Source organism: Oleiharenicola sp. Vm1 (assembly GCF_047777955.1).
Classification (GTDB): domain Bacteria; phylum Verrucomicrobiota; class Verrucomicrobiia; order Opitutales; family Opitutaceae; genus Didemnitutus.
The window spans coordinates 1,782,207-1,806,297 of sequence record NZ_CP180537.1 but is presented as its reverse complement, the minus strand read 5'-3'; the positions used below and the strand labels follow the sequence as shown (position 1 = coordinate 1,806,297).

General features: G+C 69.3%; 23 protein-coding genes and 1 tRNA gene. 14 read left to right on the top strand and 10 right to left on the bottom strand.

The window, feature by feature from the left end; all coding sequences use genetic code 11:
* The first annotated feature begins 175 nt into the window (after positions 1-175).
* From pyrR to tsaE, 6 genes are all read left to right on the top strand, one after another.
* The gene (pyrR, locus tag ACMYLB_RS09280; protein ID WP_415910644.1) at positions 176-733 is read left to right on the top strand and encodes a bifunctional pyr operon transcriptional regulator/uracil phosphoribosyltransferase PyrR; all 558 of its coding nucleotides are present in this window, start codon (positions 176-178) and stop codon (positions 731-733) included.
* 6 nt (positions 734-739) lie between these two features.
* A complete protein-coding gene (locus ACMYLB_RS09275; protein WP_415910643.1) occupies positions 740-1,684 on the top strand; it encodes an aspartate carbamoyltransferase catalytic subunit in 945 nt (314 codons plus the stop codon).
* Positions 1,685-1,689: 5 nt separating this feature from the next.
* Positions 1,690-2,982: a dihydroorotase gene (locus ACMYLB_RS09270; RefSeq protein ID WP_415910642.1), complete on the top strand. Its 1,293-nt coding sequence runs from the start codon at positions 1,690-1,692 to the stop codon at positions 2,980-2,982.
* Positions 2,983-3,090: 108 nt separating this feature from the next.
* Entirely contained in the window at positions 3,091-3,954 is an 864-nt protein-coding gene (locus tag ACMYLB_RS09265) for a lysostaphin resistance A-like protein (RefSeq protein ID WP_415910641.1), read from the top strand.
* Positions 3,951-4,910, top strand: a complete 960-nt coding sequence (locus tag ACMYLB_RS09260) for a thiamine-phosphate kinase (RefSeq protein WP_415910640.1) — start codon at positions 3,951-3,953, stop codon at positions 4,908-4,910. The genes ACMYLB_RS09265 and ACMYLB_RS09260 overlap by 4 nt, the downstream gene beginning before the upstream one ends.
* A complete protein-coding gene (tsaE, locus tag ACMYLB_RS09255; protein WP_415910639.1) occupies positions 4,894-5,328 on the top strand; it encodes a tRNA (adenosine(37)-N6)-threonylcarbamoyltransferase complex ATPase subunit type 1 TsaE in 435 nt (144 codons plus the stop codon). Before ACMYLB_RS09260 ends, tsaE begins: the two co-directional genes overlap by 17 nt.
* Before the next feature lie 93 nt (positions 5,329-5,421).
* On the opposite strand, the gene ACMYLB_RS09250 is transcribed toward tsaE, so the two are convergent.
* Together ACMYLB_RS09250 and ACMYLB_RS09245 are read right to left on the bottom strand one after the other, a co-directional pair.
* Complete coding sequence (locus ACMYLB_RS09250; protein WP_415910638.1) at positions 5,422-5,931, bottom strand: AAA family ATPase; 510 nt, start codon at positions 5,929-5,931, stop codon at positions 5,422-5,424.
* 8 nt (positions 5,932-5,939) lie between these two features.
* Positions 5,940-7,922, bottom strand: a complete 1,983-nt coding sequence (locus tag ACMYLB_RS09245; RefSeq protein WP_415910637.1) for a hypothetical protein — start codon at positions 7,920-7,922, stop codon at positions 5,940-5,942.
* A 185-nt stretch (positions 7,923-8,107) separates the two neighbouring features.
* Between ACMYLB_RS09245 and ACMYLB_RS09240 the strand changes: the two genes are divergently transcribed.
* Together ACMYLB_RS09240 and epsC are read left to right on the top strand one after the other, a co-directional pair.
* Positions 8,108-8,192, top strand: a tRNA-Leu gene (locus ACMYLB_RS09240).
* A gap of 128 nt (positions 8,193-8,320) precedes the next feature.
* Entirely contained in the window at positions 8,321-9,244 is a 924-nt protein-coding gene (gene epsC / locus ACMYLB_RS09235; RefSeq protein WP_415910636.1) for a serine O-acetyltransferase EpsC, read from the top strand.
* A gap of 218 nt (positions 9,245-9,462) precedes the next feature.
* Here the strand turns inward: epsC and cysK are convergent, their stop codons facing one another.
* From cysK to ACMYLB_RS09205, 6 genes are all read right to left on the bottom strand, one after another.
* A complete protein-coding gene (gene cysK / locus ACMYLB_RS09230) occupies positions 9,463-10,413 on the bottom strand; it encodes a cysteine synthase A (protein ID WP_415910635.1) in 951 nt (316 codons plus the stop codon).
* Positions 10,414-10,502: 89 nt separating this feature from the next.
* A complete protein-coding gene (locus tag ACMYLB_RS09225) occupies positions 10,503-10,916 on the bottom strand; it encodes an RrF2 family transcriptional regulator (RefSeq protein WP_415910634.1) in 414 nt (137 codons plus the stop codon).
* A 65-nt stretch (positions 10,917-10,981) separates the two neighbouring features.
* Complete coding sequence (locus ACMYLB_RS09220; protein ID WP_415910633.1) at positions 10,982-12,343, bottom strand: sulfate adenylyltransferase subunit 1; 1,362 nt, start codon at positions 12,341-12,343, stop codon at positions 10,982-10,984.
* A gap of 33 nt (positions 12,344-12,376) precedes the next feature.
* The gene (gene cysD / locus ACMYLB_RS09215) at positions 12,377-13,276 is read right to left on the bottom strand and encodes a sulfate adenylyltransferase subunit CysD (RefSeq protein ID WP_415910632.1); all 900 of its coding nucleotides are present in this window, start codon (positions 13,274-13,276) and stop codon (positions 12,377-12,379) included.
* A 53-nt stretch (positions 13,277-13,329) separates the two neighbouring features.
* Entirely contained in the window at positions 13,330-14,022 is a 693-nt protein-coding gene (locus ACMYLB_RS09210) for a phosphoadenosine phosphosulfate reductase family protein (RefSeq protein ID WP_415910631.1), read from the bottom strand.
* Positions 14,019-15,761, bottom strand: a complete 1,743-nt coding sequence (locus ACMYLB_RS09205) for an NADPH-dependent assimilatory sulfite reductase hemoprotein subunit (protein ID WP_415910630.1) — start codon at positions 15,759-15,761, stop codon at positions 14,019-14,021. The genes ACMYLB_RS09210 and ACMYLB_RS09205 overlap by 4 nt, the downstream gene beginning before the upstream one ends.
* 71 nt (positions 15,762-15,832) lie before the next feature.
* Between ACMYLB_RS09205 and cobA the strand changes: the two genes are divergently transcribed.
* Positions 15,833-16,534: a uroporphyrinogen-III C-methyltransferase gene (gene cobA, locus ACMYLB_RS09200; RefSeq protein WP_415910629.1), complete on the top strand. Its 702-nt coding sequence runs from the start codon at positions 15,833-15,835 to the stop codon at positions 16,532-16,534.
* Positions 16,535-16,730: 196 nt separating this feature from the next.
* Here the strand turns inward: cobA and ACMYLB_RS09195 are convergent, their stop codons facing one another.
* Together ACMYLB_RS09195 and ACMYLB_RS09190 are read right to left on the bottom strand one after the other, a co-directional pair.
* The gene (locus tag ACMYLB_RS09195; protein ID WP_415910628.1) at positions 16,731-17,558 is read right to left on the bottom strand and encodes a sirohydrochlorin chelatase; all 828 of its coding nucleotides are present in this window, start codon (positions 17,556-17,558) and stop codon (positions 16,731-16,733) included.
* A 38-nt stretch (positions 17,559-17,596) separates the two neighbouring features.
* Positions 17,597-18,658: a quinone-dependent dihydroorotate dehydrogenase gene (locus ACMYLB_RS09190; RefSeq protein WP_415910627.1), complete on the bottom strand. Its 1,062-nt coding sequence runs from the start codon at positions 18,656-18,658 to the stop codon at positions 17,597-17,599.
* Positions 18,659-18,817: 159 nt separating this feature from the next.
* On the opposite strand from ACMYLB_RS09190, the gene ACMYLB_RS09185 reads away from it, so the two are divergent.
* The 5 genes from ACMYLB_RS09185 to ACMYLB_RS09165 all read left to right on the top strand — a co-directional run bounded on the left by ACMYLB_RS09185 (position 18,818) and on the right by ACMYLB_RS09165 (position 24,049).
* The gene (locus ACMYLB_RS09185) at positions 18,818-19,657 is read left to right on the top strand and encodes a hypothetical protein (protein ID WP_415910626.1); all 840 of its coding nucleotides are present in this window, start codon (positions 18,818-18,820) and stop codon (positions 19,655-19,657) included.
* Positions 19,658-19,807: 150 nt separating this feature from the next.
* Positions 19,808-20,404 (top strand): polysaccharide biosynthesis/export family protein, encoded by a 597-nt coding sequence (locus ACMYLB_RS09180; RefSeq protein ID WP_415910625.1) that lies wholly within the window; start codon positions 19,808-19,810, stop codon positions 20,402-20,404.
* A gap of 29 nt (positions 20,405-20,433) precedes the next feature.
* A complete protein-coding gene (locus tag ACMYLB_RS09175) occupies positions 20,434-20,973 on the top strand; it encodes a DUF2062 domain-containing protein (RefSeq protein WP_415910624.1) in 540 nt (179 codons plus the stop codon).
* A gap of 49 nt (positions 20,974-21,022) precedes the next feature.
* Entirely contained in the window at positions 21,023-22,531 is a 1,509-nt protein-coding gene (locus ACMYLB_RS09170; protein ID WP_415910623.1) for an amino acid permease, read from the top strand.
* 18 nt (positions 22,532-22,549) lie between these two features.
* Positions 22,550-24,049, top strand: a complete 1,500-nt coding sequence (locus tag ACMYLB_RS09165; RefSeq protein ID WP_415910622.1) for an amino acid permease — start codon at positions 22,550-22,552, stop codon at positions 24,047-24,049.
* Positions 24,050-24,091: the final 42 nt, after the last annotated feature.

Genomic DNA, 24,091 nt, shown 5'->3' with positions numbered 1-24,091 from the left:
GGACACCCGCAGCGGCTCTGTCGGCAAGCTACGCGCCGGCAAACCGCCATCATGCCGCGGGCCGCCCCGCCAGGGGCGGCCCGCCTTATTTCACCGCCCAGCGCCGCTGCTGACGCAGAAATAGTTCCATTCTCAGCTCGACGCCGCCGCACGCGGGCTGCAAAACCACGGTCTCGTGGGCACACGAAATCTGCACGACGCCAAACGCATCCGGGAAGCCATCGAAAGCCTCGCGTCGTCCATCGCATCGCGCCACCGCGACACCGCCCGCCTGCTCCTGCTCGGCATCGCCAACGGCGGCATCGTCCTCGCCGACCGCCTCGCCCTCGCCCTGAAGCGCCACGGCGTCACCTGCGGCCGCGGCACCATCGACATCTCCTTCCACCGCGACGACATCGGCCGGCACCCAATCCCGAAGGAGTTTTCCCCGACGATCATCCCGCACGACGTCAACGGCGCCACCGTCATCCTCGTCGACGACGTCCTCTACTCCGGTCGCACCGTCAAGGCCGCCCTCGACGAGCTCTTCGACCACGGCCGACCCGAAACCGTCGAACTCGCCGTCCTCGTCGACCGCGGCGGCCGCCGCCTGCCGCTGAGCGCCAACTACTGCGCCCTGACCCTCGAGGAGGCCGGCTCGACCGACAAGGTCGTCGTCACCCTCGACGCGCAGAACCCCGCGCGCGACGCCGTCACTCTCACCTCCTACGCTGCCAACGACCGCAAACCCTGACCTGCCGTGCCCTGGACGCGAAAACACTTCCTGACCATCGAAGACCTCAGCGTCGCTGAGATCGAACAGGTCCTCACGACCGCCGGCGCCTTCCGCCGCATCCTCGACCGCCGCGTGAAAAAGGTCCCCGCCCTCCGCGGCAAGACCATCGTCAACCTCTTCCTCGAGCCGAGCACGCGCACCCGCATCTCCTTCGAGATGGCCGCCAAGCTCCTCAGCGCCGAGGTCATCTCCTTCGACGCCGACAAATCGAGCACCACCAAGGGCGAGACGCTCAAGGACACCGCGCTCAACATCCAGGCGCTGCACGCCGACATGATCGTGCTCCGCCACTCGGCCAGCGGCTCGCCGCGCTACCTCAGCGAGCGCCTCGGCATCCCCGTCGTCAACGCCGGCGACGGCGCGCACGAGCACCCGACCCAGGCCATGCTCGACGTCTTCACGATGCGCCAGCACCTCGGCACGGTGAAGGGCAAGAAGATCGTCATCCTCGGCGACATCCTCTTCAGCCGCGTCGCGCGCTCCGACATCCACGCGCTCACCAAGCTCGGCGCCAACGTCACCATCGTCGGTCCGTCCACCCTCGTCCCGCACTGGTTCGAGCCGCTCGGCGTCACGGTCTCGCACAACCTGCGCGAAGCCCTCGCCGACGCCGATGTCGTGATGCTCCTCCGCATCCAGCACGAGCGGCAGGCGTCCGGTCTCTTCCCCTCGCTCGGCGAATACACCAGCATGTTCGGCCTCAACCAGGCGCGCGCCGCCTGGATCAAGCCCGATGCCATCATCATGCATCCCGGCCCGATCAACCGCGGCGTCGAGATCGACAGCGCCCTCGCCGACTCCGGCCGCAGCGTGATCCTCCAGCAAGTCACCAACGGCATCGCCGTCCGCATGGCCGTCCTCTACCTCTGCGCCGGCGGCCAGCCCGAGCACGTCGCCCCCGTCGAATAACTCCCATGCCCGACCTTCTCTGGATCAAAAACGGCCGCGTCATCGATCCCGCCTCCAAGCGCGATGCCGTCGGCGACGTCTTCGCGATCGACGGCAAGTTCGTCGCGTCCCTCACCGGCGCGCAAAAGAAGCAGGCCCGCGTCATCGACGCCAAGGGCCTCGTCGTCGCGCCCGGCCTCGTCGACATCCACGTCCACTTCCGCGAGCCCGGCCAGACGCACAAGGAAAACATCCTCACCGGCTCGCGCGCCGCGGCCGCCGGCGGTTTCACCACCGTCGTGTGCATGCCGAACACCTCGCCGGTGATCGACAACGCCGGCACGCTGCAGCTCGTCAACGGCGCCGCCGCCAAGGCCGCCGTCCGCGTTTATCCGACCGCCTGCATCACCGTCGGCATGCAGGGCAAGCAGCTCGCGCCGCACGGCACGCTCAAGGCCAACGGCGCCGTCGCGCTCACCGACGACGGGCTCTGCGTCCAGTCGAACGAGCTCATGCGCCGCGCCGTCGAATACGCGAAGATGTTCGACCTCTGCGTGCTCGACCACTGCCAGGACGACTCGCTGACCGAGAAGGCCGTGATGAACGAGGGCAACGTCTCCACGCGCCTCGGCCTCAAGGGCTGGCCGCACGCCGCGGAGGACATCATCGTCGCCCGCAACATCATCCTCTCCCACTACACCGGCGCGCACATCCACATGCAGCACATCAGCTCGGCCTATTCGGTCGAGCTGCTCCGCCGGGCGAAGCAGGACGGCGTGCGCGTGACCGCCGAGGCGACGCCGCATCACATCGCCCTCACCGACGAAGCGCTCGCGACCTACGACACGCATTTCAAGATGAACCCGCCGCTCCGCACCGAGGCGGACCGCCAGGCCATCATCGCCGGCCTCAAGGACGGCACGCTCGACTGCATCGGCACCGACCACGCGCCGCACTCGCCGGACGAGAAGGACCGCGAGTTCGATTACGCGCCCAACGGCATCATCGGCCTCGAGACCGCGCTCGCCGTCACGCTCGACGTCCTCGTCGGCGAAGCCCGCTTCAAGCTGCCCTACGTCATCGACCTGATGACGCGCCGCGCCGCCAACGTCCTCAAGCTCCCCGCCGGCACGCTCGCCGAGGGCGCCAACGCCGACGTCTGCCTCTTCGACCCGACCGAGCCGTGGGTTTACGACGCCACCAAGGGCCAGTCGAAGAGCCGCAACTCGCCGTGGCACGGCAAGAAGCTGACCGGTCGCGTCAAGACCACGATCGTCGGCGGCAAGGTCGTGTTCGAGCACGGCGCCATCGTCGCCTGAGCCGGCCGGGCGGCCCCCGCGCCCCCGACGGCGGCCCCGGCAGGCCTCCGAGTCACGCCCGACTCGGCGCTTCCCTCGGAGCGGGATTTCGTTTCAGTCTGGCGCTTCATGTCCCTCGCGCCGCACCAGCTCGTCATCGCCGCCCTCGAGATCGGCATGCTCCTGACCGGAGCGTGGCTCATCGCCCGGGCGCTCGGCGTCGCCGACTACCGCGCGCGGCTCCTCGACCGCAGCCGCCTCGCGCATTGGGAACTCGCCGGCTTCGAGGTGACCCTGCTGGTGCTGGCCATCTTCCTCTGCGGCCTGATCGGCCAGGGCGTCGGCCACCACTACTTCGCCGACACGATCAAGCAGTCCCCGCAGCGCGCCGGGCTCGAGGTCGTCGTCTACGGCCTCGGCTTCCACGGCGCCGCCCTGCTCGGCTGGCCGCTCTTCTGGCTCGTCCGCCGGATGCTCCACGCCGATTACGGCGCGCCGCCGCCGCCCGTCCTCGAGACGCGCCGCGAGCCATTGGCCAAGATCCTCGTCCACGCGCTGTCCACCGTCGTCATCGCGCTGCCCGCGCTGGCGCTGATCAGCGCGGCGTGGAACCTCGTGCTCCGCACCGCCGGCCTGCCGGACGACCCGCAGGACCTGCTCGCCGTCTTCGGCCACGTCCACTCCAAGCCGCTGCTCGGCGCCATGCTCTTCGTCGCCTGCGTGCTCGCGCCGATCAACGAGGAGCTGCTCTTCCGCGGGGCGATCTTCCGCTTCTGCCGCCAGCGCTTCGGCCGCGCGCCCGCGCTGCTCGTCAGCGGCGTGCTCTTCGGCGCCCTGCACGGCAACTGGGCCGGCTTCGTCCCGCTCGCCATGCTCGGCGCCGTGCTCGCCCTCGCCTACGAGCGCACCGGCGACATCCGCGTCTCCATGATCGCCCACGGCCTGTTCAACCTGAACACGCTGATCGTCGTGCTCTCCGGCCTCGACTCATGAAGCTCTTCACGCCGCTCCGCGCCGAATCCGTCGTCGCCCTCGGCGAGCAGCGGCTGATCGTCGCCCTCCGCCAGTGGCTCGGCAACGCTTCGCCCCAGGCGCCGTTCGGCATCGGTGACGACTGCGCCGTCGTGCCCGCCAGCGGCAAGCAGATGCTCATCACCACCGACCCGGTGATCTACGGGCAGCATTTCGACGACACCGTGCCCGCGCGCGCGGTCGGCGCCAAGCTCCTCAAGCGCAACCTGAGCGACATCGCCGCCATGGGCGGCCGGCCGGTCGCCGCCGTGCTCTCGCTCGCGCTCGCCGCCGACACCAACGTCGCCTGGCTGCGCGAGTTCTACCTCGGGATCGCGGCGACGGCGCGCCGGTTCCAGGTGAAGATCGTCGGCGGCGACATCACACAGGGCCCGGCCGGATTCTTCGGCGCGTTCCTGACCCTGCACGGCGAGGCGGCCGGCCCGCGGGTGGTCACGCGCGGCGGCGCGCTGCCCGGCGACCGCATCTACGTCACCGGCACCCTCGGCGGCTCGCTGCTCGGGCATCATTACCAGTTCACCCCGCGCCTGACCGAGGGCCTGTGGCTGGCGCGACGCTCCGAGGTCTGCGCCATGATGGACGTGAGCGACGGCCTGGCCAAGGACCTCGATTCGCTCACGCCCGCCGGGCTCGCGCCCGCGATCTGCGAGGAAGCCGTGCCCATCAGCGCCGCCGCCCGCCGGTGCGCCGCGCAGACCAAGCAGACCCCGCTCTTCCACGCGCTCGGCGACGGCGAGGACTACGAGCTGCTCGTCGTCGTCTGCCACCGCGCCGACCAGAAGAAGTTCGAGGCGGCGTGGAAGAAACGGTTCCCGCGCCTGCGGCTGACGCAGATCGGCGTCTTCGCCAAGAAGGAGAACATGCCTCCCGGCGCCGTGCGCCTGCTCGACTACAGCGGCTATGAGCATCTCCGCTAAGCTGCGCGCCGGCGTCACGACCGGCTCGGCCGAAGCCACACGTCGGCTCGCGGCCGAGTTTGCCGCGACGCTGCCGTCGGACACCACGCTGGCCCTCCACGGCGACATGGGCGTGGGCAAGACGACGTTCGTCCAGGGCCTGGCCGAGGGCCTCGGCGTGCACGCACACGTGACCAGTCCGACCTTCGCCATCTACTCGGTGTATCGCGGGGCCGGGCGCACGCTCGTGCACATGGACGCCTACCGCCTTGAGAGCGCCGCCCAGGTGGAGGAGCTGCTGCTCGACGAATTTCTCGTCAGTCCCTGGGTGCTCGCCGTCGAGTGGCCGGAGAAGATCGCGGGGTGGATTCCGGCGAATGCGCTGCACGTCACGTTCGCGATCGTCGACGGCGACAAGCACCACCTGCGGCTGCAGTGAGACTGCGCGACCGGAGACGCGCCTCTCCGGAGCACCGGACCCGCTCGCGCGACGAACCAGCTGGGCGCTGGCCGTGCCGGCGCCGCACGCGCCCTAGGCTTCGCGCGCAGTGAGATCCGGCAGCGCCGCGGGCTGCGTGATCTCCCGTTTCGGCCCCGCATAGCGGTCGAAGATCGCGCGGTGGCCGGCGAGCGACAACGCGCCGTCGCGGCGATAGTAGGCCCGCACCCAGTCGAGCAGACAGTCGAGGTGCGCATCCTGCGCCTCCTTCGTCTTCCACTTGTGCGGCTCCCAGGCGCGGCCGCGGCACTGCCGCACGCAGTCGGCTTCGGAGAGATTGAGGAAGACCAGCTCGACCGCGCCGTCGAGCACGGCCTCGACCAGATCGCCGTAGCAGCCCTCGATCACCCACGCGGCGTGGGCGGAGCAGAACGCGCGCACCTCGCGCACCGCGGCGGCGGAGGCGCGCGGGGCGGCCGGCTTGCCCGGCTCCCACGCGACCGTATCGAGATCGAGCACGGTCGCGCCACACTCGGCGGCAATGCGCCGCGCGAGGGTGGATTTGCCGGAGCCCGCGTTGCCGATGATCGCGACGCGGCGCATGGGCGGACTCAAGCGCCGGCCGGTGGCTCGGTCTTGGGCGATTCCTCGGCCGGGGCCTCCGGGGCCGGCGTCGGCTCGGCCGCGGGGGCGGGTGCGGGAGCCTCCGCCGCGGGGGCGGCTTCCGCCGTCGGGGCCGCCGCGCTCGGGGCGGGCGCGGCCTCGGCGACAGCGGCGGCCGGAGCCTCCGGGAAGTCGACCGGGTCGTGCTCCTCGCCGTGCTCGTCCGCCTTCTTGCCGGCTTGCGGCGTCATGGGCGGAGGCGCGAAGAGTTTGCCGTCGGAGAACTCGGTGACGTAGCCCTCCATGACGAGCCAGCGCAGGTCCTGGTTCATCTTGCGCAGCTTGTCGGCCTGTTCGGGCGGAAGCGCGGCGAACGGAGTCTGCGAGGGCGTGCTGCCCTCGGCCGGAGCCGGCGCGGCCGCGGTGGCGGCGGCGAGATCGAGGCCGAGGAATTTCTGCGGCAGGTCCTTCACGTGCAGCATCGGGTTCTTCTCGATGAAGTCGATCAGGGCGCCGATCGCCTCGGAGAACACCTGGCCGGGCACGCGGAAGCGGCGCTTCACGGCACAGACGTAGGAGACGCCGCGGGAGCCCTTCTTGAAGATGGTGAAGCCCTCGCGGCGCAGGCGGCCGCGGAGCGCGTTGGCGGTGTCGAGCGGGAAGCGGCGCTGGCGCTCGACGTGGCCCTCGACGGCGCGTTTGATTTCGCCGGGCGGGAGCTTCTCGATCAGCTTGCCGTGGAAACGGACGTTCTCGACCGCGCGGACGACCTTTTCCTTCGCGTTCGCGAGCAGGTAGGCGCGCGCCTCCTCGAGGCTGTCGAAGCTCGGGCCGGCCGGCGCGGCTTCGGGCGCGGGAGCCGGCGCGACCTCGGCGGGCGGCGGCGCTTCCGCGGCGGCCTCAACCGGAGCAGCACCCTCGGCCGGAGCGGCGACGGCCGGAGTGGCCGCGGGGGCGGCGGGCTTCGCGAGCTTCGGATTCCAGGTGTAGCGCGTGGCCTTCTTCATCTTGTCCATCCACTGCTGGACGACTTCCGGCTCGCGCGACGAAACGATGCTGTCGCGGAATTTCTCGAACGGCATGCGCCCCAGGCGCGTGGCGTGGTGCTGCTGGAGAATCTGCTGATACTTGTGGTAGTTGGGCGGCCCGAGCAGCTCGCCGGTGATGCCGCACTTGTTGATAATCGGGAAATTGCCCTTCGGCGCCTCGATCTCGACCTCGGCGGTGTCGAAGAAGTTAGCGAGATGGTTCTTCAGGACGTGCTGGATCGCGGCCTCCTCGGTGTCGAAGGGCAGGTGATCCGGGATCGTCATGAACAGCGGTCCGGGCTTGGCCGCGGCAGCCTCGCCCTCGGCGGGCTTCTCCGGGGCCTTGCGCTGGATGACGACGACGAAGCGGTCGTTCTTCTCCAGCACGGCCTTGGTGATCTCGAACAACTGGAAGGTGCGGCAGGACGCGCGCACAGCCTTCACCATCGCGGCGAAGCCGGTGTCCTCGGGATAGCACGTGCTGGTGAAATACGGGCTGATATACGGGCCGCGCTCCATCGGGGCGCCGCGCTCGCCGCCGAAATCGCGGCGGTCGCCACCGCGGAAATCACGGCGCTCGCCGCCGCCGGGGCCGCCGCGGAAATCGCGCCGCGGGCCACCGCGGAAACCGTCGCCGCGCGGCGGACGGTCGCCACGCGGGGCGTCGAAGCGGCGCTCGCCTTCGGGCGCTTGCGGAGCGGCCGCGCCGCCCTCGCCGGCGGGAGCGCCGGCGGGCTTGCGGAAGCCGCGCCGATCGCGCGGAGCGCCACCAGGACCGCGCCCTGCATCGTCGCGCCGGTCGCGGCGTTCGCCACCGCGGTCGTCGCGCTCGCGACGACCGCCGGGGCCGACGGGTTTAACTTCGGTCCATTGGGTGCCGAAGGTGAAGCTCTGCAGTTGCGACAGATCGATCTTGTTCAGACCCTCGTCGTTGCTCTCGGGGGCGGGCTGTTGGTCGTCCATGAAGGGCGGGGAAACGGGAGTGGTTACCCGGTGGGAGTCGGTTTACTAGCTTGGTGTTCCGCGAGCTACGGTCGTGCCACGCGGAAGTCGAAGTGTCCCGACGCAGAAAGTTCAACGCAAGCGCATTTCAGTGCTTTACAAGGTTCCGACGATTTACCTAATTCGCCCTTCCTTCACTGGAAATCGCTCAGGTGGTGGAATTGGTAGACACACACGTTTGAGGTGCGTGTGCCGTAAGGCGTGGGGGTTCGAGTCCCCCCCTGAGCACCACTCCCTCCGGGATTCGAGGGAGTCGCCGCGCCGGAGCCAACCGGCCCAGACCCCGCGATTTTCGCGCGGAAACTGACGCGTCGGGGATTTGACCCCGGGCGCCTTTTGGCGAATCGTGCCGGCGCTTCATGCAGCCGAACGCCCTCGCTCAAGCCCTGCTCGAATCCTACGCCCGCGACGGCGGCATCAACCACCTCGATGGCCCCAACCTGCCCTCGCAGGACAGCGTGGCGGAGCTCGCCCGGGATTTCATGCACGTGCTGTTTCCGGGCTATTTCGAGAAGAGCTCGCTCAAGCAGGCCGAGGTCGGGCAGTGGCTGGGACCACAGCTCGCCAAGATCGCCCGCAACCTGCGCGCCGAGGTCGAAAAGGCCCTCCGCTTTGCCGGCGAGGCCGATCCGGCCGCCCGGGCCGAGCGCGCCACCGCCACCACGCTGGCCAAGCTGCCCGAGATCCGCCGCATCATCCAGACCGACGTCAACGCCGCCTACACCGGCGATCCCGCCGCGCGCAGCTTCGAGGAGATCATCCTCGCTTACCCCTCCGTCCTCGTCGTCTCGCTGCAGCGCATCGCCCGCGTCCTCTACGGGGAGGGCGTGCCGCTGCTGCCGCGCATGATCACGGAGTTCGGGCACGAGCGCACGGGCGTCGACATCCACCCCGGCGCGACCATCGGCACGCATTTCTTCATCGACCACGGCACCGGCGTCGTCATCGGCGAGACGGCGGTGATCGGCAATCACGTGAAAATCTACCAGGGCGTCACGCTCGGCGCGAAATCGTTCGAGGTCGACGCCAGCGGCCAGCCGATCAAGGGCGTGAAACGCCATCCGCAGATCGACGACCACGTGACGATCTACGCCCACGCCACGATCCTCGGCGGCACCACGCGCATCGGCGCGCATTCGGTCGTCGGCGCCAACGTCTGGCTCCTCGACTCGATCCCGGCCAACAGCATCGCCTACTACCAGGACACGAACCTGGTCGTGCGTCCGCGCCGCACGAAGGAGGCCGTGCTCGGCGGGATCGAGGATTTCGACTGGTCGATCTGACGGCGGCCGGATCGATGCGCGTCGGCCGGGGCGGTCGTCGCCAACCGTTCTTCGGCTAGGATGCCGCTGCGCCGAGGGCCGTTGAGGACAACGGCCCCTCTCCCGCGGCTAACGAGAAACGATCGCCGTGTGGCCGGGCTGGCTGGAGGCCTCGCCTCCGCCCAACAAAAAGCGCCGGCGGAAATGCCGGCGCGGTGGAAAGCGCGACCGAAGCTCGCTCAGCTCGTCACTTCCTGGCGCGCCTTTTCGGCCAGCGCGGTCGAGAGGTAGCGCTCGCCGAAGCTCGGGGCGATGGTGACGATCGTCTTGCCGGCGAACTCGGGGCGCTTCGCGAGCTGGAGCGCGGCCCAGATGTTGGCGCCGGTTGAGATGCCGCCGAGGATGCCCTCCTTCAGCGCGGCCTCGCGCGAGGTGTTGAACGCATCCTCGTCGGCCACCGTGACCACTTCGTCGATGATGGCCCGGTTGAGCACTTTCGGAATGAAACCCGCGCCAATGCCCTGGATCTTGTGCTTGCCCGGCTGGCCGCCCGAAATCACCGGGCTCGTCACCGGCTCGACGGCCACGACATGCAGTGCGGTGCGCGCCTTGATCACCTCGGCGACACCGGTGATCGTGCCGCCCGTGCCGACGCCGGCGACGAACGCGTCGATCTTGCCGCCGGTCGCCGCCCAGATCTCCTCGGCCGTCGTGCGACGGTGCACTTCGGGGTTGGCCGGGTTCTCGAATTGCTGCGGCATGAAACCCTTGTCGCCCTGCTGCGCCAGGATCTCGTTCGCCTTCGCGATCGCACCCTTCATGCCCTCGGCGCCGGGCGTCAGCACGATTTCGGCACCCAGCATCCGCAACAGCACGCGGCGCTCGACCGACATCGTCTCCGGCATGGTCAGGATCAGCTTGTAGCCGCGCTGCGCCGCCACGAAGGCCAGCGCGATGCCGGTGTTGCCGGAGGTCGGCTCGACGATGACGGTGCCGGGCTTGATCTTACCCTCGCGCTCGCCCGCCTCGATCATCGCGCGGCCGATGCGGTCCTTCACGCTCGCCAGCGGATTGAAGAACTCCGCCTTCACGTAGACGTTGCCCGGCAGGCCGGCCGCGAGGCGGTTGAGCTTGATGAGCGGGGTGTTGCCGACGGTGGCAACGATGTCGTTAAAGGCGAGTGAGGACATGACCTTTAACAAATTAAGGCCGCCGGCAGGGTCAAACGCCTAATCGTGCCCCCGCGCAGCCGACTCGCCCGCCGCGGCGGCCGCGGCCGTCAGATGTAATACATCTCGGCCTCCACCTTCGCGGCCATCGCCTCGAGGGTGTAGTCGCGCGCCCGCGCCACGGCGGCGCCGCGGATCTCGTTCCAGATCTGCTTCAGCTTGCGGCCCGATTTGCCGTCGAAGTTGCCGCTCAGCTCCATCAGGTCGCCCTCGATCGCCTGGACGACGTCGAACAGCGTGATCTGGTCCGGGGCGCGCGCCAGCAGGAAGCCGCCCTGCACGCCGCGGCGGCTGACGACCAGCTTCGCGTTCTTCAACTCGCCCAGGATCTGGGCGAGAAAGTTCGCCGGCACGGCCTCGACCTTCGACAGATCATCGATGCGGACGGGCTCGCCGTGTTCGTAGTGGCGCGCGAGTTCGCAGAGGATGCGACACGAGTAGTCGAGCTTGACCGGGATCTTCACGGCGCGACCGTAGCGGCGACCGCACCGGGCGGGCAAATCTTTTGGCGGGCGGCCCGGCGCGGGCCTCAGATCGTGTAGTCGGCGAATTCCGCGCGCACGGTCTCGGCCGGCGCGTGCAGCATGCCGGCGCCGACCGTCGCGTGCGTGTCCGGGTCGATCAGGATGAACGAGCCAGTCAGGCGGTTGGTGGCGTAGCCGTCGAAGAAGATCGGCTTCGCCGTGCGCAGGCGCACCTCGCCGAGATCGTTGAGGGCGAACTCCGACGGCGCCTCGCGCGGCTCGAACGTCTCGAGGTCGAGCCGGTGCAGGAGCTCGCTGACGATCACGGGCGTGGTCGCCGTGGTGTGCTTCAGCAGCAGCTTGCGGCCGCGCTGCAGCGCGCGCGGGTGCATCCAGCAGAGCTGGGCGCGCAGGTCGGTGCCGCCGCCGGGAAGCGCGTCGGTGCGCACGACCATCGAGCCGCGCGAGACGTCGACGTCGTGCTCGAGCACGAGCGTGACCGACTGGGGCGCGAAGGCTTCGGGCAGGTCGCCGTCGAGCGTGTGGATGCGTTTCACGCGCGTCGTCACGCCGGCGGGCAGCACCAGCACCTTGTCGCCGACGCGGACGATGCCGCCGGCGATCTGGCCGCTGACGCCGCGGAAGTCGTGCAGCGAGGCGTCGCCGGGGCGGTTCGGCCGGTTGACCCACTGCACCGGCAGGCGGAATTCTTCGAGGTTGTGGTCGCTGCCGATGTGCACGGTTTCGAGGTGCGCGAGCAGCGTGGGCCCCGGATACCACGGCGTGTGCGGCGAGGGCGCGACGACGTTGTCGCCGTTCAGCGCGCTCAGCGGGATGAATTTCACGTCCTTGATGCCGAGGCGCGGCAGGAACTTCTCGAACTCGGCCCGGATCTCGTTGAAGCGCGCCTCGCTCCAGTCGACGAGGTCCATCTTGTTCACCGCGACGACCAGGTGCGGGATGCGCAGCAGGCCGGCGATGGCGGCGTGGCGGCGGCTCTGCTCGATCACGCCGGCGCGCGCGTCGACGAGCACGATCGAGAGGTTCGCCGTGCTGGCGCCGGTGACCATGTTGCGCGTGTATTGGACGTGGCCGGGCGTGTCCGCGACGATGAAGCGGCGGCGCGGCGTCGCGAAGTAGCGGTAGGCGACGTCGATCGTGATGCCCTGCTCGCGCTCGGCGCGCAGGCCGTCGGTGAGGTTGGCGAGATTGACGCGGCCGCCGCCGGTGAGGTCGGCGGAGCGCTCGAGCGCCTCGACCTGGTCGTCCATCAGCGACTTCGAGTCGTAGAGGAGCCGGCCGATGAGCGTGGACTTGCCGTCGTCGACCGAGCCGCAGGTGTTGAAGCGGAGGAGGTCGATCGCGGGCGCGGCGGGTTCGGCCGGGCGGGCGTGGGTCGCGGAGGAGGCGAGAGCTTCGGAAACCATCGAGGAGGAGAAAGGAGTGCGCGCGGGCGCGGTTTAGAAATAGCCCGCCTTCTTGCGATCCTCCATGGCGGCTTCGGAGGCGCGGTCGTCGGCGCGCGAACCGCGCTCGGTCACGCGCGCGGCGGAGACCTCGGCGATGATGTCGTCGACGTCGTCGGCCGGCGACTCGATCAGGCCGGTGGAGATGATATCGCCAATGGTGCGGACGCGGACGCGGAGCTCCTCGACCCGTTCGCCGGGCTGAGGAGGCACCAAATCCGTGACCGGCAACCATTGGCCGCCACGACGCACACAACTACGACGGTGGCTGAAATAGATGCTCGGCACCTCGAGCCGCTCGCGCCGGATATATTCCCAGACGTCGAGCTCGGTCCAGTTGCTGAGCGGGAACACGCGCATGTTCTCGCCGGGGCTGAGGCGCGCGTTGTAGAGGTTCCAGAGTTCGGGCCGCTGGTTCTTCGGGTCCCACTGGCCGAACTGGTCGCGGTAGCTGAAGAACCGCTCCTTGGCGCGCGCCTTCTCCTCGTCGCGGCGAGCGCCGCCGATCAGGCAGTCGAAGCGGAATTCCTCCACCGCGGCGAGCAGGGTGGGAATCTGCAGGCGGTTGCGCGAGATCTCGCCCGGCGCGGGCGTGGCGATGCCCTGCGCGATCGCGTCCTCCACCGTGCGGACGATGAGGCGCGCCTCGAGCTGCTGCGCGCGGCGGTCGCGGAATTCGTTCAGCTCGGGGAAGTGGTGGCCGGTGTCGACGTTGAGCAGCGGCATCGGCAGCTCCGAGGGACGAAACGCCTTTTCGGCGAGACGAAGCAGGCAGATGGAGTCCTTGCCGCCGGAAAACAGGATGGCGGGGCGGTCGAACTCGCCCGCAACCTCGCGCATGACGTGGATCGCTTCGGTCTCCAGCCAGTCGAGGTGATCGAGGTGATAACTCATCGGTGAGCTAGACGCGCGCGGCGCGGAGCGGATTACAGGCATGACAGGCTCGCTCATTTGCCGGCGGCCTCCGTGCCCACTTCCGCCAGCGCGCGCTTGCCCCAGGCGGCGTGCAGGCCGCACTCGCGCTTCTGGTCGCCCTTGGCCGGGTCGTAATAATCGAACTCGTTCGGCAGGTCGTGTTCGCGCAGGTAAAGATCGAGCTGCGCGTCGTCCCAGTAGAAGAACGGGCTGACCTTCAGCGTCTGGAAATTCTCGTCCCACGCCACGAGGTCGAGCGCGGCGCGGTTCGCCGTCTGGTCGCGGCGCAGCGCGGTGAGCCAGACCGTCGGAGCCAGTTCGCGCATGCCGCGCTGGAACGGCTCGAGTTTCATCTGGGCGCTGAACGCCTTCATCGCCGGCTCGTCGGCCGGATCGGGCACCGGGCCGTGCAGCGCCTCGCGATGGGCGACGGTGACGCGCGGCAGGTAGGCGTGGACGTCCAGCCGCAGCCGCGCCCGCAGCGCCTCGGCGTGGCGGTAGGTCGCGGGCCGGTTGTAACCGTGGTCGACCCAGAGCACGCGGATGTCGGGCTGGACGCGGGTCGCGAGGTGGAGGATCGCCGCCTCATACGGGCGGAAATTCGTGGAGGCGATCGCGCGGCCCGCGCCGTGTTGGACGGCCCAGCGCGTGATCTCGAGCGGCGTGCGCGCGCGCAGCTCGGCGTTCCACTGCGCGATTTGGGAAGCGGAGGGACGTTGGCTCATGAGGTGACAGTCGGCGTCGCAGCCGGGGCGGTGGCGGCCGGGGCGGCGGCCGCGGCCGCGAGTTCCGGGAAAATCACCCGCTCGGCAAACGCGCCGAAGCGCTCGCCGGGCCGGCGCTCGTCGCGCCAGCGACGGAGGACGGGGCCGATTTCCTTGAGGAGATCCTCGCGCTTCACGCTGGCGCGGAATTCGCGGTTGAGGCGCAGCGAGGCCTCGTCGCCGCCGAAGTAGATGTTGTATTTGTTCGGCGCGCGGCCGACGAAGCCGATCTCGGCCATGTAGGGACGCGCGCAGCCGTTCGGGCAGCCGGTCATGCGGATGATGATCTCCTCGTCGGCCAGGCCGAGCGCCGCCAGTTCGCGTTCGAAGTCGTCGAGGATGCCGGGCAGCGCGCGCTCGCTCTCGGCGAGGCCCAGGCCGCAGGTCGGCAGCGACGGGCACGCCATCGACGCGCGGCGCACGGCGCCGGCCTGGTTCTCGACCGGGATGCCGTGCTCGGCGAGGAGCGCGGTGACGTCGTCGCGCGCGGCTTCGGGGACGTGCGCGAGGAGGAGGTTCTGCGACGGCGTGAGGCGCACCTCTACGCGGTGCTTTTCCACGATGCGGCGCAGCGCCGTCTTCAGCTGGCGCGCCGGCGTGTCCTTCACGCGGCCGGCCTCGACGTAGAGGCCGAGGAACCAGCGGCCGTCGGTCTGCCGGTGCCAGCCGAAGAGATCGCCCTGCTTCGTGAAGCGCATCGGCCGCGCCGCCTCGAGGCGGAAGCCGGCGCGCTGCTCGACCTGCTCGCGGAACCACGCGGCGCCCTTTTCCTCCAGCACGTATTTCAGGCGCGCGTGCTTGCGGTTGGCGCGGTCGCCGTGGTCGCGGTAGGCGACGAGCACGGCCTTGGCGACGTCGACCAGGCGCGCGCGCGGGAAGAAGCCGAGCACGTCGGCGACGCGCGGATAGGTTTCCTTGTTGCCGTGCGACATGCCCATGCCGCCGCCGGCGAGGAGATTGTAGCCCAGCACGCGGGCCGGGTTGGCCGGATCGGCGATCGCGACGAAGCCGAGGCAGTTGGTGAAGATGTCGACGTCGTTCAGCGGCGGGATGGCGAACGCGGTCTTGAATTTGCGCGGCAGATACTGGCGGCCGTAGAACGGATCCTCGGCCGGCGGCTCCGCGCCGAGCTTCACCTCGTTGCCGTCGACCCAGATCTGGTGATAGGCGGTCGCGCGCGGGAGCAGCTCGCGCGAGACGAGCGCGGCGTCCGAGAGCACCTCGTCCGTCAGCGCGGAAGTCGAGGGCGTGGACGGCGCCATGACGTTGCGCGCGACGTCGCCGCAGGCCGCGAGCGTAGTCGAGAGCGCGTCGTTGATGCCCTTGAGCAGCGGACCGAGGCCCTTTTTCACCACGCCGTGCCACTGGAACGCCTGGCGCGACGTGATGCGCAGGGTGTTGTTGCCGTAGCGCGTCGCGAGGTCGTCGAACACGAGGTATTGCTCGGGCGTGGCGACACCGCCGGGCAGGCGGTTGCGGATCATGAAAATGTATTCCTTGCCCGTCTTCCGCTTGTCGCGGTCGTCCTGCTGATAGAATCCGTGGAACTTGATGAACTGCTCGTCGTCGTCCGAGAAGCGCAGGGCCTCGGCGTTGGCGAGCGTGGCGGCGATGTCGCCGGCTAGGGTGGGGTCGCGCTGCTTCAGCAGCTCGTTCTTCGAGAGGGCAGGCGCAGGGGCAATGGCGGGAGCGTCGGACATGACACGCCGGACCAAAACGGGAGATTGACGCATTGCAAAAGCAAATTAGGTCATAGGTCATGTCCCTAGTCATGTTTCAACCGCCCGAGCCGGGCTTCGTCACTTTCGTCGGTGCCGGGCCGGGCGCGGCCGACCTGCTCACCCTCCGGGGCCTGCGCGCCCTCCAGCAGGCGGACGTGGTGCTGCATGACGACCTGGCCAACCGGGAGCTGCTCGAGCACTGCCGCCCGGGCACGGAGTTCATCTACGTGGGCAAGCGCGCCGGGACGCACAGCGCCCTGCAGGAGGAGATCAACTGGCTCCTCGTGGCCCACGCCCGCGCCGGCCGGCGCGTCGTGCGACTCAAGGGCGGCGATCCGACCGTGTTCGGACGCCTGGGCGAGGAGCTGCACGCCCTCCGCTGCGCGCAGATCGAATTCGAGATCGTTCCGGGCGTGACGGCCGCGTGCGCCGCGGCCGCTGCGGCGGGGATCAGCCTCACGCAGCGCGGCGTCGCCTCGACCGCGATCCTCACCACCGGCCACGAATGCGAGGGCAAGCGCTCGCGCTCCGTGGACTGGTCCGCCCTCGCCCACCCCGGCGCCACGCTGTGCGTCTACATGGGCGCGCGCCGGCTTGGCGAAATCGCCGGGCGCTTGAAGGACGCCGGCATCGCCCCGGACACCCCGTTGCTGATCGTGAGCCACGCCTCGCGTCCGACGCAGGTCATCCGCTCCGGCACCCTGGAATCCGCCACCGAGCTCGCGGCCGAGCTCGAGGACACCCTTCCCTGATCATCATCGGCGAGGCCGCGGCGCAAAACCGCGCGCTCTTCGCCGTGGACCGTCCCCGCGAGGTGACCCATGCGTCCGGATAAGCCCACGAAACCCTGGCTGCAGGTCTGGCGCGACTGGCTCGACAGCCTGCCGCTGCGCGACGAGCCGCTCGAGGCCGAGCTGTCGTCCGCCGCCTTCGGCGCGGCGCTCCCGCCTAAAGCGGAGCCGCCGCGCACCCCGTCCGCCAGCGGTCCGCAAGCATTGCAACCAGCTGCGGGTGCTCGGCCACCAGCGGCGTGAGCCGGGTGCGCAGGCGCGGGTGAGCCGCGCCGGCACGCTGGCAGATCGCGGCCACATCCCCTTCCGGCCCGGCATGGCGCCCGGGCAGCAGGAACTGCATCGCCACGACCACCGCGCTCTCGCGCCAGGCGTCCGCGCCGAGCAACGTCTCGAGCAGCGGACCGTTGAAATCGAACGCGGCGCCCTCGCGCCGCTCCATGCAGCAACCCGCCACGCGAACCTCCGGCCCGAGCGCCGCCGCCAGCTGCGCCGCGAGCGCGTCGCGCACCGCGGTCACCGCCGGCACCGGGCTGCCGTGGTCGACCAGGGCGACGCGCCAGGGCGCGGGCCAGCCGGCCGCGGTCGCGCGCACGTGATCGGCCAGGATCTGGGCCAGCCGCGGGTCGTCGGCCTGAAAGAGCGCCGGCGCGAGCCGCACGCGCAGGTCGGGCGTGCGCGCCCGCAGTTTCGCCACGCGCTCCGGCAGATACTCGGTCAGCGCGCGGCTCGGCCCGAAGAACAGCGGCACGAGCAGGAACTCGCGCGCGCCGGCCGCGAGGCGCCGCTCGAGCGCGGGCTCGAGGATTTCCGCCGGCACGCCGCCGAGGCGGTCCGGCGCGATGGCGGACGAGTGCAGCAGCGACACCGGCTCGACGGGTGTCCCGACGCGCGCCGCCAGCGCCTGCGCGAGACCGCGCAGGCGCAGCGTCGCCGCCGGCTCGAGCGAGCCGTTGTCCACGAGCAGTGTGCGGATCCCGGACATGGTGCGGCGCGGGCGGGCTGGGCGGTGCGCAGCGGCGCTCAGCGTCGATGGCGCACGCTGAGCGCGTGGGCGAGTTCGCGGGCCAGGAACGGACCGCGGAAGATCATGCCGGTGTAGACCTGCACCAGGGAGGCGCCGGCATCCATCTTCTCGGCGGCGGACTCCTCGTCGTAGATGCCGCCGACGCCGATGATCGGCAGCCGGCCGTTGGTGGCGCGCGCGATGTAGTTGATCAGGTCGGTGGCGCGCCGGCGCAGCGGCTTGCCGCTGAGTCCGCCGGCCTGGTTGACGGTCGCGAACGAGCCCGGGCGCGCCAGGGTGGTGTTGGTGGCGATGATGCCGTCGAGGCCGAGGTCGGCGATGACCTCGAGCGCGGCGTCGATCTGCGGGAACGAGAGGTCGGGCGCGATCTTGAGCAGGAGCGGGCGGCGCGGTTTGCCCGCGAGGGCGCGCGTCTTGTTTTCCGCCACGAGCGCGGCGAGCAGCGGCTTCAGCCACGACGCGTCCTGGAGTTCGCGCAGGCCGGGCGTGTTGGGGCTGCTGACGTTCACGACCATGTAGTCGGCGTGCGCGGCGAGGAGGCGGAAGCTCCCGAGGTAATCCTCGGTGGCCTGCTCGAGCGGCGTGACCTTGGTCTTGCCCAGGTTGACGCCGAGCGGGATGCGGCGCTGGCCGGGGCCGGGCAGGCGCATGAGCCGCTCGGCGAGCGCGGCGGCGCCCTCGTTGTTGAAGCCCATGCGGTTGATCACGGCCTCCTCGCTCGGAAAGCGGAACAGGCGCGGCCGCGGGTTGCCCGGCTGGGCGTGCAGCGTGACCGTGCCGATCTCGACGTGGCCGAAGCCCAGCGCGGCCGCGGCCGGCCAGGCCTCGCCGTTCTTGTCGAAGCCGGCGGCGAGGCCGACGGCATTGGGAAACTTCAGCCCGAAGCACTCGATCGGGCGGTGCGCCGCCGCATCGAGCTGCGCCCAGCGCTCCAGCAGCGCGCAGAGCGGGCGCACCCGGCCGAGCAGCGTCAGGGCGCGCACGGCGGACTCGTGCGCGTGCTCCGGATCCTGGCGGAAAAAGTAAGGCTTCGCGAAGGCGTCGTAGAACCGTCCCATTTGGCGCGGACGATGGGGTTCGGGCCGCCATCTTTCAAGCGCCACATCTGTCCTCAACACGAGGCGTTTGGGGCGGCACGAAGATTTTTAAGAAAAAGGTGTTTCGGTATTTGACACGGGCATGCGCGCGTCCTTTTTCCGGACGAAGTTTCACACTCTATGGCGAAAGGAACCCCCCAACTCGAATGGTGCAACGTGCGGCTCGGCGAAGACCACAACTGGTGGGTCGACGAGGTCAGCGACCCCGTGCACTGGGATGTGGACGCCCTCAGCATCATCGATCCGCGCCAGGTCGACCACCTCATCGAGGCCATCGAGCCGTTGCGGGAATATGGCTTCGACCCCGACGTGTTCGAGCGCGCCTTCATCGCATTCCGCATCGTCAAGGATCTCGGGAAGGGCCGGGTGAATCTCCGCCGGACGAAGGAATCGCTGCTCGAGTCCGATGAAAAGCTCTTCGCCCTCCCCGACATCATCGACGAGGAGAACGGGCCCTACGCCGACCTGCTCGACCACCTCACCCGCCTGCGGGTGAAGCTGCTGAACGATCTCTTCGACTTCGAGGAGAAGCTCACGGTCGACGAGGTCGAGGACCAGATCCGCGAGGCCCAGAACAACGACTTCATCGAAGGCAAGTCCGTCCACCTCTTCACCGAGCTCACCGCCATCCTCGACTTCATGCCCGCTGGCTACGGCGACGACGACGACGAGGAGGCCCCGGCCACGGGCGCGCGCTCGAAGCGCCGCGCCGCCGCGAACGAGGAGGACGAGGACGATCTTCCCGACATCGAGGAGGAGGAGGACGAGCGCATGAAGAACGACGCCTCGCTCAAATGGGACGAGGACGACGAGGAGTCCGACGAAGAAGGCGAGGCCAAGAAGGGCGAAGGCGACGACGAGGAAGACGAGGACGACGGCGCCGAGAAGGATTTCGACGACGAGGAAGAGGCGGACGAAGAGGACGACAAGCCCTCGCGCAGCCGCCGCGGCCGCCGCTAAGCCGCCTCCGACCGCCCCCGCGATTTCGCAGCCGACGCCACCCCCGTCGGCTGTTTTGTTTTCCGAAATGAGGCCCGGACGGCGGCGGCCCGCGACCGGTCGCTCCGGTGTTGCATCGGCCCGCGGCTTCGCGCAGTAACGTCGCACTTCATGCGCCTTTCCCGCTCGCTGCTGTCCCTCGCCGTGATTGTCGCGCTCGCCGCACTCAGCGGCTGCGAGAGCGCCCCGACCGCCGCCGGCGGCCGGAACCCGAAGGTCGCCGCTTCCGCCACCGCGGCGCAGCTCCGCCCCGGCGACTCGCTGACCGTCACGCTCAGCGGCATTCCCGACCCGAGCAACAACCCGGTCCAGATCGACGAGCAGGGCGCGATCAGCCTGCCGTTCCTCGGCGTCATCCCGGCCGCCGGCCTGAACACCGGCGAGCTCTCCACCGCCATCCGCCAGGCCTACCTCGACCGCAAGTTCTACACCGCGATCAGCGTCAGCGTCACCGTCACCGAGCGCTACGTCTACATCGGCGGCGAGGTGCAGCGCCCCGGCCGCATCCCATGGTCGACCGACCTCACGCTCGCCAAGGCCGTGCAGTCCGCCGGCGGCTTCACCCTTTACGCCAAGGAGACCAAGGTCACCCTCACCCGCGACCGCAAGGCCTACGACTTCGACGTCCGCCTGGCCCAGCGCCAGCCGGAGGAGGACCCGTTGCTCTTCCCCGGCGACTCGATCCAGGTCCCGCGCTCGGCCTTTTGAGTTCCACGCTCGCCGCCTCCCCGCGAATCATGCGCCTTCCCCTCTGGGCCCACCGCTGGCTGCACCGCCGCCGCCTGTCGCGCCAGGGGCTGAAGGGCTCCTTCCTGCACTCCCGGCTCGGCGACCGGCTGCTCGACAAGGCGCTGTGGATGCCGACGCGCGGCAGCCTGGCGCGCGCGTGGCTCATCGGCATTCCGATTACCACGATCCCGTTCCTGCCCGCGCAATCGCTCATCGCGGGCGTGTGCGGCTTCTTCGGCCGCGCCAACCTGCTGCTCTGCATCGGGCTCCAGTTCATCTCCATGCCGCTCACCGCGCCCGTGCAACTTTCCGCGTGCTACTTCGTCGGCCGCGTCGTGCGCGGCGAGTCGCCCTTCGAGGTCTGGAATCACCTGATGGCAAACCCCGGCGCCGTGTGGTCGAGCGACGCGCTGTTCACGCTCTACCTCGGCTCGGTCATTCTCGGCCCCGTTGTCGGTTTGGTCGGCTATGCGGCATTCATGCTGCTGTGGCCGGACCACCTGCCGCGGCTCCCGCATCGCCGGAAGCCGAAGCCAACCTCCTCTTGACCCGTTCGGGTCCTCCGCCTTTCTCGACCCACCCCTACTCAGTTACCCTATGAGCCTGTTCCAAACCAAATCCGTCGCGCAGCTGCAGGCTGAAGCGTCCGGCGACCAGCGGCTGAACAAGACGCTGACCGCCACGAACCTCATCAGCCTGGGCATCGGCGCGATCATCGGCGCCGGCATCTTCGTGCTCAGCGGCCAGGCCGCGGCGCAATACGCCGGCCCGGCCATCGCGCTCTCGTTCGTGATCTCGGGCCTCGGCTGCCTCTTCGCCGGCCTGTGCTACGCCGAATTCGCCGCCATGGTGCCGATCGCGGGCAGCGCCTACACCTACAGCTACGCCACGCTGGGCGAGTTCTTCGCCTGGATCATCGGCTGGGACCTCATCCTCGAATACCTCTTCACCGCCCCGACCGTCGCCGTCGGCTGGTCGGGCCACTTCGTGACCTTCCTGCACGACTTCTGCGGCGTCACCTTCCCCGCGCACCTCTGCAACGCGCCGTTCGACGTCGACCTGACCAAGACCGAATACCTCAACCTCGGCCTCTTCCAGCTGCCCTACCATCCGTTCGTCTCGACCGGCGCGCTGGTGAACCTCCCGGCGGTCGGCATCATCGTCTTCCTCACCGCCCTGCTCTACGTCGGCATCAAGGAGTCCGCGAATTTCAACAACCTCATGGTGATCACCAAGGTCACCGTGCTGCTCGGCGTCATCGGCTTCGGCGTCTGGTATATCCTCAACCACTTCGGCGTCGCGAAGGAGAACTGGACGCCCTTCATCCCCGCCAACACCGGCGTCGACGGCCAGTTCGGCTGGAGCGGCATCCTCCGCGGCGCGGGCGTGATTTTCTTCGCCTACATCGGCTTCGACGCCGTCTCCACCTCCGCCCAGGAGGCGAAGAATCCGCAGCGCGACATGCCCAAGGGCATCATCGGCTCGCTGCTCATCTGCACCGTGCTCTTCATCGTAATCTCCCTCGTGCTGACCGGCATGCAGAAATACACGCAGCTCAACAACGCCGCCCCGGTCGTCAACGCCCTCATCGCCGCCGGCGCCCCGAGCTGGCTGCGCTTCGTCGTCGAGATCGCCGCCATCGCCGGCCTGAGCTCGGTCATCCTCGTCATGCTCATGGGCCAGCCGCGCATCTTCTTCTCCATGGCCAACGACGGCCTGCTGCCGCCGGCCTTCGCCAAGGTCCACCCGCGCTTCAAGACGCCCTACGTCACCACCCTCATCACCGGCGTCCTCGCCGCCATCATCGGCGGCTGCCTCCCGCTCTCGCTCCTCGGCGAGCTCGTCTCCATCGGCACGCTGCTGGCCTTCGTCATCGTCTGCGCCGCCATCATCGTCCTGCGCTACAAGCAGCCCGATCTTCCCCGCCCCTTCCGCACCCCGCTCGTGCCGCTGGTGCCCATCCTCGGCATCCTCATCTGCGGCGCGCAGATGGTCGGCCTGCCGCGCGACACCTGGATCCGGCTCCTCGTCTGGATGGCCATCGGCATCGTGATCTACTTCACCTACAGCCGCCGCCACTCGAAGCTGAACAATCCGGCCAAGTAAGCTCCCGCCCGCGCCGCCATGAGCCTCTTCCGCACGAAACCCATCGCCGATCTCCAGAAAGAGGCCGGCGCCGAACACGGCTACAAGCGCACGCTCGGCCCCATCAGCCTCATCTCGCTCGGCATCGGCTCCGTCGTCGGCGCGGGCATCTTCGTCCAGACCGGCCAGGCCGCCGCCCTCTACGGCGGCCCGGCGATCGCCCTGTCGTTCATCGTCTCGGGCATCGCCTGCCTCTTCGCCGGACTCTGCTACGCCGAGCTCGCGGCCATGATCCCCGTCTCGGGCAGCGCCTACACCTACACCTACGGCAGCCTGGGCGAAATCCTCGCCTGGGTCGTCGGCTGGTGCCTCATCCTCGAGTATCTCTTCTCCGGCGCGGCGGTCGCCGTCAGCTGGTCGGGCGCGACGCGCGACATCCTCAACGAGTTCCACCTCGCCCTGCCCGCCTCGCTCGCCAGCGCGCCGCTCGACGTCGATCCCGACCGCACCATCCCGATCAACCTCGGATTCTTCACCTTCCAGCTCCAGACGCTCAAGACCACCGGCGCGCTGATCAACATCCCGGCCGTCTTCATTTCGCTGCTGCTGACCTACATCCTCTACATCGGCATCAAGGAGTCCGCCGGCTTCAACAACCTGATGGTCGTGATCAAGGTCGGCGTGCTCCTGGCCCTCGTCGGCTACGGCATCTACTATTTCCTCGGCCACCCCGACACGCCCAAGGCCAACTGGCACCCCTTCATCCCCGCCAACACCGGCACGTGGGGCGAGTTCGGCTGGAGCGGCGTCTTCCGCGGCGCCGGCGCGATCTTCTTCGCCTACGTCGGCTTCGACTGCGTCTCGTCCGCCGCGCAGGAGACCAAGAACCCGCAGCGCGACCTCCCCGTCGGCCTGCTGGGCACGCTGCTCATCGTCTCGTTCCTCTTCATCTCCGTGTCGCTGGTGCTCACCGGCATGGTCCACTACTCGAAGCTGAACGTCGACGCGCCCTTCATCTACGCGCTCCAGCAGATCCAGGCGCCCGCCATCTTCCGCTACCTCATCGAGGCCGCGACGCTCGCCGGCCTCACCTCCGTCATCCTCGTCTCGCTCCTCGGCCAGCCGCGCATCTTCTACTCGATGGCGCGCGACGGCCTGCTCCCGTCCTACTTCGCCAAGATCCACCCGAAATACGGCACGCCGCACGTCACGACCTGGATCACCGGCGTCTCCTGCGCGATCATCGCCGGCCTCTTCCCGCTCAATCTCCTCGGCGAACTCATCTCCATCGGCACCCTGCTCGCCTTCGCGCTCGTCTGCGCCGGCGTCCTCATGCTGCGCTACACCCAGCCGCAGCTGCCGCGCCCGTTCAAGACCCCGCTCGTCCCGCTCGTGCCCATCCTCGGCGTGATCACCTGCATCGTGCAGATGTTCTCCCTGCCGGCCATCACGTGGCTCAATCTCATCGTGTGGATGGCCATCGGCTTCGCCGTCTACTTCGGCTACAGCCGCAAGCACAGCAAGCTCGCGAAGGGCTAAGCGCTCCGCCCACTTGCCATCTCCAAGGCGGCCCACGGGCCG